The following is a 17,850-nucleotide window of genomic DNA, read 5'->3' as shown; positions in this document are numbered from 1 at the left end:
CGGGTCAGACGCGGGTGAGCCGGGCGGTGACGCGGCGCCTGAAGCGCAGCGTGACGGGGCCGAGCAGCCCGGACGGCAGGGGTTTGTTGCGCTCGTTGGACAGGGTGTTGGAGACGCGCACGTCGAGCCGGTTGCGTCCCGGGGTGAGCAGTCCGGTGACGTCGGCGACGAAGGGCGCCCACAGCAGCGGCCCGAGTTCCGTGCCGTTGACGGTGACGGCCGCCACGTCGCGTACGTCCCCGAGGTCGAGCAGCACCCGCCGCCCGGCGAGAAGGGATGCCGTGACGTCGACGGTGGTGCGGTAGGTGCCACTGCCGGAGAACAGCCGGTCGATGTCGGTCCAGCTGCCGAGGGGGCCGGTGACGGGGGTGGCGCCGGCGCGTTCCAGGGTGAGGGTCCAGTCGTCGCCCAGGGTGACCGGTGCGAGCGGGTCGTCGACGCGTACCGTGCCGTGGTAGGTGTGGCCGCCGTCGGTGCCGGTGAGGCGGTGGGCGCCGGGCGCGGCGGCCTCCGCCGTCACCCGCAGGGTGTGGCCGTCCCTCTCGACGCCGAGCACGGGCAGCGTGGCCTGCGTCAGGTGCGGCGGGGTGGGGCCGGTCGGGCGGACCACGACGATCCGGGTCTGGTACGGCTCGAAGCCGAGCGGCACGTGCAGTCCGCGCCCGGTGCCGCGGTACACCGGTGCGGGCCCGGTGTCACCCGTCGCCGGGTCCCACAGTTCGGGCACCCCGGTGGCCGGGAGGGCCGCCACGGTCTCGACGGGCTCACCGCTCTCGTTGTTGAGGAGGAACGCGGTGTCCGTGCCGCGGTGCACGCGCAGCACCCGGATCGCGTCGCGCGGGGGGTCGAGCACGGCGGCCGCCGCCCCGGCCCGGTGGGCGACGGCGCGCAGTCCGGAGACGTCGGCCACGCGTACGGCGTGCCCGGCGCCCAGGGCACGGGTGCCCGGCAGTACGTCCCCGAACAGGTCGGACAGGGCACGGCTGAGGGTGCGGTCGTTGCCGTCCGCGGCGTCCTCGGGGAACGGGCCCACGGCGACGGCGGTGCCACCGGAGCGCACGAACTCCCGCAGGGTGCGCACTCCGGCCGCGTCCAGGGTCAGGGACCGCGGGACGACCACCAGGTCGTAGCGGGCCGCGCCGACGGCGAGCCGGCCGCCGTGGACGCCGGCCCGGTACCGCAGGTCCGGATCGTCGCCGAGGGCGCCCTCGTGGAGCAGGTCGAAGTCGACCTGGGCGCGTTCCAGCGCGTAGGCGGCGTCCGCGAGCGAGCCGTCGACCTCGCCCTGCCGGGCCGTGCCGGTCCACTGCTCGGCGGCGCGCTGGGGTTGCAGCAGGGCGGTCCGGGCGCCGGATGTGCCGCGTCCGGCCTCCATGACCCGGCCGATCCACTCGGCGAGCGGGCGCATGGTCCACCACCAGGGGGCGCGCGGGCCGAACGGCGGCGGGAAGTACACCCGGCTCTCGTCGGTCCACAGGGCGTGCAGCACGGTCAGGTTGATGCCACGGGCGGCCTGGGCGCCGACGGTCGCGTGCACGAAGCCGGGTGTGACCTGCCAGCCCATGTTGCCGAACATCTCCAGCAACGCCCGTTCGCGGCCCGCCTGGTGGGCGGCGGTGGCCGGGTTGCGGGGAATCATGGTGGGCTGCCCGGCGACGTACTCGGCGGTGATGATGTCACCGCCGGGCACATGTGCCCACTGGTTGACCTTGTGCAGGTCGCCGGTGGAGGGGATGCGCTTGGCGGGGGCCGTCTCGTCGTACAGCGGGTTGGTGATGAGGGCGACGCCGCGCCGCTCGTACCACTGCGCCTGCTTGCGGAAGTACTGGGCGAAGCGGTTGGAGACGGCCTGCCAGTAGCGGCCCCGGGCGATGCGTCCCGCACGTCCCAGGTCGTCGAAGGCGCTGGCGTAGGCCGTGCCGGGTGCGGCGCCCACGGCGCGCAGCGCCTTGTCCAGGGTGGGTGACCACGGCAGCCGTTTGAAGTGGGCCTCGGCGGAGCCGAAGAACGGCTCGTCGTCCCAGAAGCCGGGGACGACGGTGCCGAAGTAGCGGGCGAAACGCCGGTGGTACTCGCCGGGCACGATGTCCAGGAAGAGCTCGACGGGTTCGTCGTCGAGCAGGTCGAGGTAACTGCGGCTGTAGCCCTGGGAGTCGTCGACGAGGGGCACCCCGCCGAACAGGTCGATCTGCCAGCGGCCCGCGGGCACCTGCCAGGTGTGGCCGTCGGCGAGCTGCGCGGTCAGGTCGACGGCGTCGGCGGCGTCCGCGGACCCGGCGGGCCGGGCCGCGGCGGCGACGGCCTCGGCGGCCAGCGGGGCACGCTCGGGGAAGTCACCTGCTGCGGCCGGGTCGTCGAAGGCCGACCTGTACAGCGTGGTGCCGTCGGCCGCCGTGACGGAGAGGGTGTCCCACAGGCCGCGCTGGTCGCCGACGGCCCGCACACCCGCGCCTCCGGTGGGGTGGCCGGTGTCCTCGACGCCGCCCTTGTCCTTGCCGTCCAGGGTGACGGTCAGGCGCGGTCCGCGGACGGTGACGGCGAGGGTGTGGAACTTGGTCTTGTTGAAGCCGTCGGTCCGGCTGCTGCGCAGCAGTTCGACGGGTTCGGCGCCGCGGGCGAGCCGCAGCACGGTGACGACGCCGGTCTGGTCGAAGGTGACCGCGTAGCCGTCGAGGCCGTCCTGCGCGGCCCGCACCACGACCCCGGCGGCCGTGTGGTCGGCCTTTCCGTCCGCGGTGAGGGTGTAGTCGGCCCAGCCTTCGCTGTCGCGGAGCACGGCGGCGCCGTCGAGGAGTGCGGCGTCGGCGACCAGGCGGCCGGCCTCCACGCCCACGCCCGTCGTGCGGCGCAGATCGACGCGGGCGGGCCCGGTCACCACGGTGGTCGACCGCCACAGTGCCTTCAACCGCAGGTCGGGGCGGGGCTCATAGGTGCGGGGGCCGACGGTTCCGCCCTTGACGACGTACTCGCCGGCCCGGCCTGACGGGAAGTGGTCGTCGTTGAACAGCCACACCCGCATGCCGGTGCGCTCCGCCGTGCGCAGGACGTGTCCGACGATGTCGAACCATTCCTCGGTGAAGAACGCGGGTTGCATCTCGGCGTTGTCGAACGGGAACAGGACGACTTCGTACATGCCTTTGGAGCGCAGGTCGGCGAGTTGGCGGTCGACCAGGTCGGCGGTGACGGGCCCGTTCCAGTACCAGTAGACGGTGGGGCGGCTGTCCTTGGGGGGATCGGCGAAGTGCCGCGCCGGGTACCCGGGGGTTCCGCCGCCGTCCCGGGGCTGCCCGGCGTCGGCGCCGTGGGCGAGGCCGGGCAGCCCCGCCACCAGCGCGGTACCGGCCGAGGCGGCGGCGACGAAACGGCGTCTGGACAGGTCGTGTTCGGGCATGCGGGAACTCCTCGGGGTGCGGAAGGGCACGGCGCGGCGTGCCGGTGTCGGGGCGGGTTGCGGGGCCGAAGGCCGGTCAGCCGGCGGCGAGTCGCGCCACCTCGGCGGCGGTCAGCGCCCGGTTGTGCAGCCGGAGATCGCGCACCGCACCCTTGAGGTAGGGGTGGGTGGTGTTCTGCGAACGGCCCAGGAAGTTGCGGCTGGTCGCGCCGAGCAACAGCGGACCGGCGACCATGGCCGGGTTGCGGCCGGCTTCGCCGCCGTCGAGGTAGAGGACGCCGGTGCCGCCGCCGAGTGTGAGGGCCACATGGGTCCAGCGGCCGACCGGGAGCGGGCCCGCCGCGTCGACGACGTCCTCCGCGGCCATGCCGGCGATCTTCAGCGCGGCGCGGGCGCGTCCCGCGCCGGTGGTCGCGGCGAGGAACAGATAGGTCTCCTTGTGGAAGCCGAAGTCGAAGACGCGGGCGGAGGCGGCGAGCGCGTCGACGCGTACGCGCACGCTGACGGTCAGCTCCGTCAGGCCGGTCAGCAGGCCCTTGGGCAGGGCGACATGGCCGCTCACGCCGTCCAGCGCGACGGCGTCGGCGGCGCCGTCCCGGGTCCAGGAGGCGCCCTGGGCGAGCAGGGCGTCCGGGAACGTGCCGGTGCGGTCGGCGGCCGAGGTGCCCGTCCCCTCGTCCAACGGGTAGCGCGCCACGTCCCGTTCGCGGCTCTGTCTCGGTGTCACCGACCAGTACACGTTGTACCGCTGGTGGTGCACCTCGTGGAACGGCCGCAGGGACACCGGCCGGCCGTCGGCGACGGCGGTGAACGCGGTGGCCGCACCGGGCACACGGCGCAGCGTGTCCGGGCGGATGACGGGCGGCACGGCGAGCGCGGTGTCGCCGTACTCGCCCGCCAGGACGAGCGGCCCGTAGGACACCGATTTCACCTGCGGGTTGTCGGGGGCCGGGCGCCAGACGGGGGTGCGGGGCAGCACGAGTTCGACGGTGTCTCCGGTCCGCCAGTGACGCCGGATCGTCGCATACGTCCCCGGCCGCGGGTCCGCGCCGGCATGCCGGCCGTTCACCTTGAGCCGGGCGGTGCCGCCGCCGTCCGCCACCCAGGCGGGGATGCGGATTTTCAGCGCGAAGCGCGCCGCTCCCCGGGTGACGGTGATCCGCACGCGGTCCGAGTCCGGGTGGCCGGTCTCCTGACGGAGCGTCACTCCGATTTCTGGCCAGCGCACTTCGGAGGGGATGAACAGGTTGACGTACAGCTCGGCGGCGCGGGAGTCCCGGGAGCGGAAGTAGATGCTGTCGGCGAACTTGGTGTGTGTCTCCAGGCCGGTCCCGTGGTCGCAGGAGAAGTTGTCGTAGTCACCGCTGTAGCTGCCGGGAGCCGCGCCGAGCCCGCCCTTGGGCTGCCGCCGCGAACCCGCCCACAGCCCGGTGTAGTAGGTCACGAAGCCGTGTGCGGAGTCGGGGTCCTGCTCGCCGAGCATCTGGTTGTAGAGCGTCCACTCGTAGTGGTCCATGTAGGCGGCGCGCGAGGGCCGGTGCCAGAAGAGCTGCCGGCCCAGCTTGAGCATGTTGTAGCTGTTGCAGTTCTCGCAGGTCACCTCCGAGAGCCGGCTGACGATCTCGCCCGGCGGGCCGAACAGTTCCTGGTTGGAGTTGCCGCCGATGGCGTACGAATGGTCCCGTACGACCACCGTCCAGAAGGTGTCGGCGATGTCCAGGTAGCGGCGGTCCCCCGTGGCCTCGTAGGCCGGCACCGCGCCGACCACCTTGGCTATCTCGGTGTTGGCGTGGCGCCCGGCGAGTTCGTCGCGGCCCGCCGCGAGCGGTGCGTACAGTTCCTCGTGGTCGAAGCGCCGTGCGGTGCGCAGATGGGCCGGGTCGCCGGTGAGCAGGTGCAGCCGGTCGAGGACGTCGTTCATGCCGCCGAACTCCACCTTGAGTACGGTCTGCATCCGCTCGTGGGACAGCGGTGCGGTGCGCGCGTCCACCCAGGCCGCCATCTCCAGCAGGACCGTCAGCGCCTGCCGGTTGCCGCTGAGCTGGTACTGGTCGAGCAGCCCGGCCATGATCTTGTGAAGGGTGTAGTACGGCGCCCAGGGCTTGCCGCCCGCCTCCAGCTGGTCGAAGACCGACTCGGGGAAGGCGGAGAGGTAGCCGCGGTGGAATCCGGCCTGCTCGGCGGCCTCCTGGCACTCGGCCAGCGCGCGCACCAGGCCGTCCGCCTTGTCCGCGTAGGCCCGGTCGCCGGTGCCCGCGTGGGCCTGGGCCAGGGCGCTGAGCAGATGGCCGGTGGTGTGACCGCGCAGTTGGACGTCCGGGGCCTCCCACCCCCCGCAGGGCTGGGCCGCGGACGGCAGCCCCACGTTTAGCCGGAAGGTGTGCAGCAGCCGGTCGACGTCCACGAAGAGCAGATAGGCGCAGGTCCGGCGCATGTTGTCCAGGAACGGGCTGTCGAGCAGCCGGACCGCGCCGAGCGCGAAGGGGGCGAGCACCGGTTCGGCGCCCAACGCCGCGGCCGGCGGCCGGGTGGCGGCCTCGGCCGAAGGAGCCCACCCGGCGGTGGACGACAGGGCGGTGGCGCCGGCCGCGGCCGACGCGGCGAACAGGATCTGGCGGCGGGACGGGCTGGAGGTGTCGCGCGGTGCGGGCACGTGCCGGATTCCCTTCGGACGGACAGACGGGGCACCGGACGTGCGCGCGGCTCGGGCAGGTCCGATGGTGGGCTTTTGAATCGTTCTATTTCATTCCGGCTGTGACGCTAAGTGTGGCCACCTTCGACGTCAAGGTTTCTCACAGGAAGAGGGCGAAGTGGCTTGCGCTCGTTGGTGATTGACGGAGGCAAAGCGGCAGGTAGAACGGACCTGCAACGCTGGATCACCGTCGCTGTCCGTCAGTTGAGTGCACATCACATAGCCCAGAACCCAGGGGGAGTTGAAACGTTCAAGCATGCGACGACGCACAACAGAGGTGTGTCCCTCGTCGGAGCACGCCGACGCACCCGGCGGCGATGTGTGCCGCCGGGTGTGCCGGGTGCGCCCGCGGGAGTCAGGCCACGGTCGCCTGCACGTGGGGCACGAGACGGACGGGCCCCATGAGGCCGTGGGCCTGCCGGGCGACACCGCCGAACACGGCGGGCTGAACCACCCTCAGCCGGTTGATGAGCGGGGTCGCCACCTCGATCTCGATGACGTTCTTACCGCGCCGCAGCAGGGACCCGACGTCGGCGACCGGGTGCAGGCGGTCCACCGGTGCCGTTCGTGTGCCGTTGACCGTCACCCGGAATGTGTCGCTGACCTGCCCGAGTTCCAGCAGCACGCCGTGGGACGCGTCCCAGTCGGCCGGCAGCACGACCGTGGTGCGGTACCGGCCCACCCCGGCGCAGTCCGCCAGTTCGGTGATCTGCGACCAGGGCAGCAGGGTGTCGAGCGTCAGCGTGCGGCGCACCCGCTCGGTCCGTGTCGCATCGGCTCCGGGACGCCAGTCCTCGACGTCCAACTGCCAGCGGTCCGGGGTGATCGGCGCGGGTACGGCGGGGACGACCGTGGTGACCGTACGCCCCCGGGACAGCCGGGTCGTGTAGGTGCCCGCGCTGGTGGCCCGCACGGTCAGCCCGCGCCGGGTGAACAGCACCGCGTCGGCGTCCGTGGCCAGGGCGTGCGGGCGGGCCCCGTTGCGGTCGCCGAACAGGCCGGGCCGCCCGAGCGCCACGATCATCGCCTGCCCCGGCTGGAGCGTGACCCGCAGGGTGAAGTCGTCGCCGTCCTGGGTGTACTGGGCCAGCCGTACGCCCTCGCCGGTCCAGGGGTCGAGGAGATACGGCACGGTGGCGCCGCGCCGCGTGCCGCGCAGGGTCACCTCGTGGTCGATGGCCGCCACGGGCGGCTTGACCGTCTCGGCGTGCTTGCCGTTGCACAGGTAGTAGTAGTCCGCGTCCTGGGTGGCCCGGTGTGCGTTCAGCAGCGTGGAGGAGGTGGCGTAGCGCACGTCGGGTGTGACACCGAGCCGGGCGAGGGCGTCGCCGACCGCTGTCTTGTCGGCGACCTGGAGCACATGGGGCAGGGCGAGCAGCTTGGCCAGGATCCCGCGGAGCCGGTCCGTCTCGCCGGGGGCGGGCACGCCCGGTGTGAGCGCCTGGTCGAAGGCGCCCAGCAGGACGATCGGCAGGCCGGCCCGGGCCAGTTCGAGCAGCTTGCGAGCGTGCGGCTCCGCGAGCGTGGGGGTCGAGCCGTAGAAGAAGTCACCCTCGACGAACAGCGCCTTGTACGCGGGTCCGTCGGGCGCCAGCCGGCCGCCGGACACGGTGGCGGAGGGCAGATCCAGCAGCGGGCCGCTGAGGAACTGGTGGGTCCAGCCGAGCGGGACGCCGGTCGAGGTGAGCCAGGACGCGCCGATGCCGGTGGCGGTGTAGCCGGTCTGCCGGAAGACGGCGACGTCCGCTCGGGCGGTGCCGGACTGCAGCACCCCGTGCACCCGGGCGAGGTACCCGGAGATGTCCTCGATGTGCCGCCAGGTGGGCTGCCGCGGCCCCCAGGACTCGCCGTAGCCGGGCGTTCCGTTGTACGGGCTGAACGCGGCGAAGCCGGGCCAGCTCACCTGCGGCGCGGTCGCGTAGGAGAAGCCGTGCACCACGGTCTGGTTGACGCCGGCCGCGTAGGCGCCGCCCATGGTGCGCAGGAACCTGTCCCATGTCGTGCTGTACGCGGACCCGTTGTAGGCGCCCGCCTCGCAGGACAGCACCGTGTGCCCCGCCATGTCCCGGCCGCCCGCCAGGCAGCGGTAGTCGTCCAGGTTCTTGAAGCCCAGCGACTCGCCCTCGGGGACGTCGAGGACGGCGGCCGACGCGATGGCGTCGGTCTGCAGGCCGTACGGCTGGGAGCGCAGCCCCATGCCGAGCGAGTGCGCCCAGTCCCGCAGGGCCCGCAGATGATGGCGGTTGAACAGGTCGGAGACGGTCTCCCAGAAGTCGTGTCTGATCTGCCGCGTCACCTCGGCCTCGAAGGCGAAGACCTGGTTGCTCTTGTCGAGGACGAGCGCCGGCAGATACGGCAGCAGCGGGCGGCCGGTGTGCTTCTCGAACGCCTCCGGCAGCTCCGGTGTCCAGACCAGCCCGTCGGTCTCCAGCTCCACGGAGTCCTCGAAGAACGTGCCGCCCGCCGCCTTCAGCAGCCGCCGCAGGGTCGGGGTCAGCACCTGCCGCGTCCAGTAGTCGGTGACCGCGGCGGTGCCGTCCGCGGAAAGGTGGTCCACGGCGAACGCGGCCGGATCGGAGTGCGGGCCGGACTCGGGCTGCTGCCCCGAACCCCGCTGCCAGTACGAGATCAGCACCCAGTCGCCGTCCTCGGGTGCCGTCCAGGTCAGCGTGCCGTCCGTGACGGTGGCGGTGAGGTCGTGGACGCCGGCCAGGTCGAGCCCGGTCTCCTTGCGCGTGGAGTTCGCGGGTGCCACCCGGGCGGCCTGCACGGCGAGGAGTCGCTGCCGGGTGACACCGGCGGCGGCCTCGCGCAGCGGCGGCGGCACCGGGCCCCGGTAGGTGGCGCCCGCGGTCAGGGCGACCCGGCCGTGGACGAGTTCCTTGGCCGCCGCCGCGTCGTCGGGAACGACGCCGGGCACGGCGACGGGCCAGCTCGGGCCGAGGGTGAGGTCGACGGTGACGCCGCGGCGCGCGGCGCGGCGCAGCGCGGCCTCGACGCCGTCCCGCCACGGTCTGCTGCCCCAGCCGTGACGAGCGGTGTCCAGCACCGACTTGTCCTTGATGCTGTGGTGGACCGCGGCGATCTCGACCCCGCCGAAGCCGGCGTCGGCGATCTGGTCGATCTCGCGGGCGATCTCGTCGGGGTCGACCAGGCCGTCGGGCCACCACCACCGGAATCTGGGGCGCACCGACCGTGCGGGATCGGCGAACCAGTCGCCGCGGGGGCCGCTTTCGGTGACGGGCGACGCGAGCGCGCCGGGGGACGCGGTCCAGAGGGCCGCCGCGGTGCCGGCGGCCAGTCCCGCGGTCAGGACCGAGCGGCGTGAGATCCCGCCACGCTGCGAGAAGTGTTCATGCATGACTGCGCCCCAAAGGGAGTTGGTTCCTGGTGGTGATGGTGACCAGGGGATGGAAACTGAGGGTTGGAACAAGGGAGTTGAAACAGAGGGTTGAAACAGGGGGTTGAATCGTTTCAATCACCGTGGACGCGGGAACCGTAAGCCGCTGGTTCGAGCAAGGTCAAGATGTCGGCAACACGTTTCTGACCGGCGGGGGTGCGGGGGGCGTCTTCAGAACCCGGTCCTCGGGCGGGTGGCCGCAGCGGGCGCGGGTGTCGCGCGCGTCCTCTGTCCGCGCCGTGCCTTCGCTTGTCGTACGCCTGTGACCGGTGCGCCCCGGCTTCGTCAGTGGTGCCCGGTGTCGATGACGCAGAAGCGGTTGCCGTCGGGATCTCCCAACACTCCGTTCTAGCGGTTCTGGAGTGTCGGCATGGTGGCATCGGTCCTGGTCAAGCCCGGTAACGGGAACCCGTCCGTCCCTACAGAGGGGATGACGAACAGCACCCCAAGGGACCCGCTCGGGGGCACGGTCTACACCGAGACCCTTCGGGGTGTGCGGTGCGTCCGGCTCTCTGTGCTCACTGACGAGACCACCAGCCCCGAGCGGCAGCGCGAGGCAGACGACATTGCCGCGGCAGCGCTCAACATCGAGTTTGGCGAGGGTGACGCGCTCCGCGAAGCCGTGGACCTTGACGTGTCCGCGAGCAAGATTTCCCCGTTCGACCGTCCCGCGCTCGGCTCATGGCTCGCCCGTCCGGACGAGTTCGACGTGTTGGTGTGGTGGCGCTTTGACCGTGCCATCCGGTCCATGGGCGACATGCACGACCTAGCCAAGTGGGCAAAGGCTCATCGAAAGATGCTCGTCTTTGCCGAGGGCATCGGCGGGGGTCGTCTTACGTTCGACTTCCGCAACCCCATGGACCCCACGTCCGAACTCATGATGATGATGCTTGCCTTTGCCGCGCAGGTGGAGGCGCAGAGCATCAAGGACCGGGTTACCGGTGCCATGGCGGCAATCCGCAAGATGCCGCTTCGGTGGCGCGGTGGCGGTCGTCCGCCGTACGGCTACATGCCCGCCCCCATGCCCGCGGAACACGGCGGGGTGGGCTGGACGCTGGTACCGGACCCGGATGCCGTCATGGTCATTGAGCGCATCGTTCGTGAGTTGCTGGAAGGTAAGACTGTTTCCGCAATCGCCGTGGGGCTCAACGTGGACCAGGTGCCGAGCCCGCGCGATCACTGGGCAGTGAAGAACGGGCGCAAGACCGGCGGCAAGACGGGCGGGCTCAAGGGGAACCGAAAGGATGCGTTCAACTGGAACCCCGCGGTCATTACGCGGATGCTCCGGAACCCCTCGCTCATCGGTTGGAAGATGCACAACGGCAAGCCCGTCCGAGACGCCGAGGGCACCCCGGTCATGCAGACGGAACAGCCGATCATGACCCGCGAAGAGTTCGACCGGATCGGCGCGGTTCTCGACTCCCGCAGCATCGACAACAAGGACCGGTCCGACACGGACGCACTGCTGTTGCGCGTGATCCACTGCGGCTCGTGCGGGGGCCGCATGTACCTGAACAAGCAAGACAGCAAGAAGAACCAGGCACCCACGTACAAGTGCAACAGCTACGCGCAGGGGCGACAAGTGCGACGCTCCCGCGAGCATCCGCGGGGACTGGACGGACGAGTACGTGACCGCCGAGTTCCTGCGGCTGGTCGGCTCCGTCCAGACGACACACGTAGTCGAGATTCCCGGCTATGACCCCGAACCCGAGTTGCGCGCCACCCTCGCCGAGTTCAACGAGCACCAGGAACAGAAGGGGCGGCAAAGGTCCCGGCACGCGCGGCAAGCATGGCAGGAACGCGCGGATGCGCTGGACGCACGCATTGCCGACCTTGAGACCCGAGAGAAGCGCGAGGCACAGCGCATCGTGACCCCCACGGGCCGCACGTTCGCGGACGAGTGGGCGGAGAAGGACACCGCGGGTCGGCGAGCCATGCTCATTGAAGCGGGGGTTCGGCTGGACGTACGGCGCGGCACACGTGGCGGGTGGCGGAAGCTGGACACGCGACGCGTGGACTTCCACATGCGCGGGGAGCTGGACCCCGCCGCGGAAGCCGCTATCGCCACCGTGGCGGACCAGGAAGCCGAGACCCGCGAGGAAGCACCCCCGGCACCAGGCAGCGCGGCAAGGCTCGCCGAGCCCGCCCCCGAGCTGGTCCCCGTCGCTGCGTAGCCCTCGCGAACACCCCTGAACAGCCCCGGTAGGTCCCCGAGACCCGCCGGGGCTTTCTTGTGCCCGCAGCGTGGCGACCAGCGGGCGGAGCACCCCGCTAGCCCGGAATCGGCGGACTGAGTGCCCGACCTTCACACCAGCTCTGCCCGTGCACCACGCACCCGCGAGGGTGGCCGCAGGGGTCGTGAGGCAGAGCGCGGGGAGACCACACCGCCCACCAGTAACCGCCCCTTGACCGGGGGCGCCGAACGGGGTTGCAAGCTCGTGTGGTCTCCCCACGGTGTCCGGACCGGCCCGAGCCGGCGAGGGCGACACCACGCCCGCTAACCCAACGGCAGAGGTGCGCGGTACCGGCCCCCTCGGGGAGACCCGGACGCAATCCGCAGAGTTCCCCGGTTCGACTCCGGGGGCGGGCACGTAACGACGAGCACCAGGACGACGACCACGAGGGGGCGACGTGCGCTGTGTTGACTGCCCTCGCGTGGCGACGCATCGGGGCCGATGCGAGGAACACCACCAGGCGTACGAGAGACGCGAGCCGGTCCGTGCTCGGCGTGCTCGCCGCTCGGTGCTCGCAAGGGTGTACTCGGGGGCCGCGCGGCTCCGTGCGCTGGTCGGCATCCGTGGCGGTGCTCGCTGTGCGCGGTGCGGTTCGCTCGTCCTCGCGGACGGGGTGGACGTGGACCACGTGCAGCCGCTAGCCCTCGGTGGCGAGGACACAGACGGGAACGTTCAGCCGTTGTGCCGTGAGTGCCACCGAGGGAAGACGGGCGAGGACTTCACCGGGCCGTGAGCCATGCGGCGAGCCCGCTTCCCGTGGCCGTGGCGAGAGCTGCCACCAGCCATCCGGGGACGCGCTGAATCGTCAAATGCAGTCCGCCGCAGCGGAGTTCGAACGCTGGGGACTGGTTTCCAACTGTCTTCCTAGTCATGGCAGCTATCTCAACGGATCTGCGGCGGCATATCTACGCCATACCTCTGCCACTTCCTCGCCACTTTTAACGAGGCTAATGCCCCGATTTCGTCGCACCCTGCATACGGCTCGCGGCATGTCAACGCCAAAGCGTGCCCACTTCGTAGCCACTTCAGCGCCCCCCCGGTTGGAGGTGCCCCCCTATGCCGCGTAGACCCCGCCCCCCTTGCTCTGTCCCCGGCTGCCCCGAGCTGACTGCCAGGGGTGGCCGGTGCCCAACCCATGCCAAGGAAGCGGAAGCAGCACGGGGCACGACCACGGCCAAGGGATACGGGACCAGGTGGCAGCGCATCCGCCGCCGCTACCTATACGCGCATCCCTGGTGCGTGCTGTGCAGCAAGTCGGCGACCGTTGCCGACCACTTCCCCCAGTCGCGCCGTTCGCTGGTCGCTCGGGGCGTGTCCGATCCGGACGCGTGGTCTCGGCTCCGCCCGCTGTGCACGTCGTGTCACAACCGCGAGACCGCGAAGCATCAGCCGGGCGATTGGGCTGCCGAGCGTGTCCGTCCTCGCTTGCCCAAGCCCCCGACCAGGGGGTGACCCCCTCCCCGAGCCGCAAAAGAACGGCAGGGAGGCAAAAAACTCGCATGGTTCATTAGGCCGTTTTGGTGGAGGCGACTCCCGTAAGACTGCGGCCCCGGATTTTCGCAACGATCCGAATTCTTGCAAAGTGGCCGCGCCGCCACAGACCCCCGTGCTTTCCGTCTGTTTTCATGGATGGCGAGTGCGGGGGTTTTCTCAGTTTTGTGATCACACTGCGGACGCAGGGGCAACAAGGCGCGCGCGCTCATAGAGGTTCCGGGCGGCTTGATTCTTCAGATAAGGGCGAATTCGAGCCTGCATCGTGGAAATGCTTTGATCGCATTGCCCCGATTGTACGTGCGGATAGATTTCGACAACTTTGGCCCACGTGGCGCACGCACTCTCAAGGTGACCGATCTCTAGTTGACGCTCAGCAAGCATTGAGAGATATCGAATTCGGTTCCTTTTGAAGGAGCTGTGCCGCAGCTTATCGGACTCTTCCAGTTCTTTGATCGATCCGCGAACATCTCCCAGTTCATATCGAACCTGTCCCGCGTGGTACGTAAGCGACGAAGGGTTATACGAACCGAAAGTCGTCGCCTGCGACTCTGCCTTCTCCATCGCCACCTCAGCCTCTCGTAGGTACATGAGCGCTCTCGTGCGCTCGCCAAGCTGTGCGGATGCGTGCGCTTGCTGCCCGGCCAAGAAGGCGCGCATTCGAGGGCCAGCGTGCGGAGAGGCAGCGGCAGCGGCGTCGGCAAGTCGCATAGCCGCCTTTCCGTGTCGTAGGTCAACGGCTTGGACACTCATGCCCCGCAGCGTGGTGCAGTAGGTGAGATGGTCCTCCGAGGCTCCTGCTAGTTCTAGCGCTTTCAAGTAATACTGTTGCGCCAGGCCGTGAATGCCCTCATCTACAGCCATGTATCCGGTGAGGTAACACAGATCGGAAGCGGCCGACATCATTTCCTTGCGGACTTCCTCCGTAGCGTCGGCTCGAAGATATGGGGCGACCGTATTTACGAGGAATGCTGCTGCCATCGGTCGAGCGTGCCTCCCTCCGAATTGGTCATCCAATTCGGATACACGCTCCGTCATGGCGATGACCATATCTACTTCGGCCATTCCTATGCGCTGTGTCTTTCCAGCCTGAACCGCTTCCATACGGCCCACCACGTCCGGCCAGCCGGGAACGGTCAGCGCGACGGAGAATAGTCCTGCACTCAGAACGCTTCGGCGCGATGGGTCCATGTCTTGCCTCCCGAGGTCGATCAGCCCTTCCACGGTAGTGGGGTGACTGTTCGACTCTGCCGGGGTGCTGGAAATCCCACCTCGGCGTGCGTGATGGGACGATGAAGTCTCCGGGAGAGCGCTTCGAGAATCAGTGGTCGGACAGCTTCCTTCGGTAGGTGGCCGCTCAACCACTGGTGAACTGAGGGTTGTTGGTACTTCAGGGGAGTTCCGCGTTCGGTCCCGATGCGGTTGACCTCTTGGGCGAACTGCCGCAGGGTCCACCCGGTCTCGCGGTACAGCCGCTCAAGTCCGGCGTTCGGCTGTCGTGTCGTCACTGGCCCCAACTCCCGTGCTCTGACCGCTTAACGCTCTTAACTCCTGCCCTCTTCCCAAAGGTACCGCTGTGCGTGGTCGGACGGTTGCCTAGTGCGAGCAAGGACCACCGCAAGGGATGACACCGCAGGGAGGGACCGGACATGGAGACGCACGCACGAATGGCCATGGTGAACCCTGAGCTGTCCGGCGCTGCCATTCCAGCGGGCTACTGGTGCGAAGTCCTTGCGGAAGGGGAGGTGTACGGGACGCGCGAGACGGTTTCGTTCGTCCTTGGCACCTTCCAAACGATCTCGCCGAAACTCGCACTGCGCTGGTTACGGAGCGAGGCACGCCACATCGCGGAACGGCTGGACCCCGACCCGGAGCGCTCGGCATGGGTGCAACCGTGGATGCGCGTGGATACGGTGCCTCTCCCCGACTGCCCCGCGGAACTGCGCGTCTGGGCCGATGCCCCCGAGGAGCACCAGGCAGCGCGCGACCAACTCAAGGCAGGCGCCCCGCTGTCCGTGGTGGTTCCGGATAAAGGCTGTCGCTACATCCTGACCGTCTGGCCCGTGAGCGTACCCCTGCCCGAGTCCAGCCCCCCACTGTCTGCCGATGGCGGACAGTCCACAAACCCCCGCCCTGGTCGCACGAGCCACAGGAAGGCCCGTCGCACGTCGGGGTGGCTTGTCCCCTTTCTGTGACCAGGGCGGGCCCATCAGACGCACCACAGCTTCCGCCCCCGGCGGGGACTTCCCGGGGCACCGGTACCCATCACGGTCGGTAGCCCAACCGGGAGCGGAGCGCTCGACACCGCGTGACGAACGGGGCGGGGTCGAGCACACCCGAGCCCAACCGCGAAACACGACCGAAGGAGAACAGCCGTGAACACCCTTCCCCACGTCGAGCGCGCCGCAGCGCGCGCACGGGAGATCCTGACGGCCGTTGAGGCCGATCCGGAGTTTTCCGCGTTCAAGGCAGCGAGCCTCCGCTACGACGAGGACTGGACCTGTTTTTCCGGCGGTCCGGTCATCAGCGAGTACGACCAGGCCACCGACGCGGCCCCGCTGTTCACCGAGGGCCTGCGGGCGCTCTGCCTGAAGGCCGCAGTGTTCGAGGCGACCGGCGACGAGCGCGCGGCGGAAATCCCCGTCGCCGTGCCCGTGGACGAAATGACGCACGCCATGATTGCTCAGCCGCAGATCCTCGCGCGGATCACGGCGAGGGTCGGGGCGCAGATCATCCACCAGACCGACCAGGAACACACCGACTGGACGCACGACGACTACACCCACCACGCATACCGCGCCGCCTGGGGCGAGCCCCCCGCCCGGTACTGGATCACGCATCAGGAGGTGACTCGCCGGCTCGGCATCCTGCGCGATAAGTACGAGACTGCGGGCTTCCACCGCATGGGGCTCGCGCACAGCATCACGTTCGAAACCGAGCCGGTTCCCGCGTAGCGGTCAGCCGAGTGCCCGCCGCATCACGTTAAGCGGGTCCAGCTCGGGGAAGCGCTGCCGAACCTGTTCCTGTGCCTGAGAGATCAGGTCATCGAGCAGAACCGGCGCGGCGTTCCACAGCACGTCACGCAAGTACGGCACCACCTCGGAAGGGTCGGGCGGTAGGTCCAGCTCGACAGTAAGCGGCGCGCCCTCGCTTTTGTAGCGTCCTGCGGGCAACCCGACCTTTTCGGGGTGGACACAGACCGGCGTCCCATCGGCTAAGTACCGGTGCCCATCAGCCTTGTTGAACGGGCATTCCGGGGTTGGACGCTCGAACACATCGAACTCGCCGACGGGGTGAACCCGGGACGGACAGATACCGCACGCGCGGTGGTGTACGTCGCTGTTCACGAAGGGCTCGGACATGACCGGAGCCTAGCTTTCACCAGCACCACAGACGCCCGTTTCGGGGCGCACCACCCCTTCCGGGGAGGAGCCGCGAACGGGTTGCAGGACCCGTTGCCGGGCCGCTGGGCGCGTTCAGCAACGGATGAGGGACCGCCCCGCGGTGCGCACCGTGCAAGGTCTCGACCCGCCCCGCCCGTGTGCTGCCCCTGTGGCACATGGGCGGGGCTTCCCTTCCCCAACCCTGTAGAGAGAGACGAGCCGTGCGTGTCCCGATCCCCTATGTGGCTGCCCGGAGCACCGATATGGGCCCCTTGAAACTGACCTTTGCGTGGAGATCCCGCCCAACAACAAACCGCGCATCGCCTACGTCGACTCTGGCGAGGACGACCGGGACGCACACGGAAACCTGTGGGTGCGCGTGTTCAGCGAGGGCGAGGGCGGACGCGTCCTGTACGACTGCATGAACCCGCTTCGGCAGCGTGAGTGCATGGCGAACCTGTTGTGCCAGGTCTGCGCACAGCCAGCCGAGCGGGCAGACGGAACGCTGTTCATCGAGTGGCGCAACCCGGACTCGCCCCCTACATGGCCCAACCGCGTCAAGACCGCCATGCCGCCCGTCTGCCCGACGTGCGCCCCTATCTCGCTGCGGTACTGCCCGTTCCTGCGGGACGGGGAACCCGTGGTGCTACTGGTCCGCAAGTCTGCGCCCTGCGGGGTGGGCGGCACCCTCTACCGCGTAGCCGCAGACGGGTGCAGTTGGGTCACGGCTGAAAACGATGTGTACGTGAGCTACAACCGCCCGCAACTGTCCGGCCTGATCGCCCATCGTCTCTTCCGCAAGTTGCGGCAGGTGGCTGTTGTGGCCCCGGACAGTCTCGCTACCGGACGGGGCTGAAGCGTCCGCTTGGCACTCGCCCTAGCGTCGCTCGGCGGTGGCGTCAGCCGTTCGCACCGACCGTGATTCCCCGAACACAACAAAACGCCCCGACAGACCGATTAGGCCCGGTCCATCGGGGCTTGCCGCGACAGCTAACAGGAGCTGAAACGACCATGCGCGATGCTATCCCCCGCGCCCTTTCCTGGGTGCTCTCCCTACTCATCCCCGGCAAGCCCGGACGCCACAGCGCCGCATTCCCCGCCGCGTACACGACCAACCCCGTGCCCGCTCCCGCGTCGCCTTGGTCCCGTCCGTGGACCGCCCCGTCATCCCATGAAGTGCGAGCCATCTTCAAAGACGAGCGCACACAAGCGCTGCCCGCCCTACAGCGCGAACGGCTCTGGGCTTCGCAGTTCGCCGC

General features: G+C 69.7%; 9 protein-coding genes and 2 pseudogenes. 6 read left to right on the top strand and 5 right to left on the bottom strand.

Annotated features, from left to right (window positions below; translation table 11 throughout):
* Positions 1-4 precede the first annotated feature (4 nt).
* From AC27LF_RS28090 to AC27LF_RS28080, 3 genes are all read right to left on the bottom strand, one after another.
* On the bottom strand, positions 5-3,391 hold the full coding sequence (locus AC27LF_RS28090) for a glycosyl hydrolase (protein WP_479656611.1): 3,387 nt from the start codon (positions 3,389-3,391) through the stop codon (positions 5-7).
* A gap of 76 nt (positions 3,392-3,467) precedes the next feature.
* Positions 3,468-6,044 carry a glycoside hydrolase family 127 protein gene (locus tag AC27LF_RS28085; RefSeq protein WP_479656610.1) on the bottom strand — a complete coding sequence of 859 codons (2,577 nt, stop codon included), beginning with the start codon at positions 6,042-6,044 and terminating at the stop codon, positions 3,468-3,470.
* 394 nt (positions 6,045-6,438) lie between these two features.
* A complete protein-coding gene (locus tag AC27LF_RS28080; protein ID WP_479656609.1) occupies positions 6,439-9,444 on the bottom strand; it encodes a glycosyl hydrolase in 3,006 nt (1,001 codons plus the stop codon).
* Between the two features lie 469 nt (positions 9,445-9,913).
* Between AC27LF_RS28080 and AC27LF_RS28075 the strand changes: the two are divergent.
* Positions 9,914-11,657: pseudogene (locus tag AC27LF_RS28075) on the top strand (recombinase family protein).
* Between the two features lie 457 nt (positions 11,658-12,114).
* On the top strand, positions 12,115-12,450 hold the full coding sequence (locus tag AC27LF_RS28070; protein ID WP_479656608.1) for an HNH endonuclease: 336 nt from the start codon (positions 12,115-12,117) through the stop codon (positions 12,448-12,450).
* A 929-nt stretch (positions 12,451-13,379) separates the two neighbouring features.
* Here the strand turns inward: AC27LF_RS28070 and AC27LF_RS28065 are convergent.
* A pseudogene (locus AC27LF_RS28065) lies at positions 13,380-14,716 on the bottom strand (tetratricopeptide repeat protein).
* Positions 14,717-14,857: 141 nt separating this feature from the next.
* Here AC27LF_RS28065 and AC27LF_RS28060 point away from each other — a divergent pair.
* Entirely contained in the window at positions 14,858-15,403 is a 546-nt protein-coding gene (locus tag AC27LF_RS28060) for a hypothetical protein (RefSeq protein ID WP_479656606.1), read from the top strand.
* A gap of 180 nt (positions 15,404-15,583) precedes the next feature.
* Entirely contained in the window at positions 15,584-16,162 is a 579-nt protein-coding gene (locus AC27LF_RS28055) for a hypothetical protein (protein ID WP_479656605.1), read from the top strand.
* A 3-nt stretch (positions 16,163-16,165) separates the two neighbouring features.
* Here the strand turns inward: AC27LF_RS28055 and AC27LF_RS28050 are convergent, their stop codons facing one another.
* Positions 16,166-16,570 (bottom strand): hypothetical protein, encoded by a 405-nt coding sequence (locus tag AC27LF_RS28050; protein ID WP_479656604.1) that lies wholly within the window; start codon positions 16,568-16,570, stop codon positions 16,166-16,168.
* Positions 16,571-16,880: 310 nt separating this feature from the next.
* Here AC27LF_RS28050 and AC27LF_RS28045 point away from each other — a divergent pair, with 310 nt between their 5' ends.
* Together AC27LF_RS28045 and AC27LF_RS28040 are read left to right on the top strand one after the other, a co-directional pair.
* The gene (locus tag AC27LF_RS28045; protein WP_479656603.1) at positions 16,881-17,447 is read left to right on the top strand and encodes a hypothetical protein; all 567 of its coding nucleotides are present in this window, start codon (positions 16,881-16,883) and stop codon (positions 17,445-17,447) included.
* A 155-nt stretch (positions 17,448-17,602) separates the two neighbouring features.
* A partial coding sequence (locus tag AC27LF_RS28040; RefSeq protein WP_479662985.1) for a hypothetical protein occupies positions 17,603-17,850 on the top strand: 248 nt, incomplete at its 3' end.

The organism is Streptomyces diversicolor (assembly GCF_057537855.1).
The sequence above is the reverse complement of the archived record's forward strand: the minus strand, read 5'-3'. Positions and strand labels throughout refer to the sequence as shown.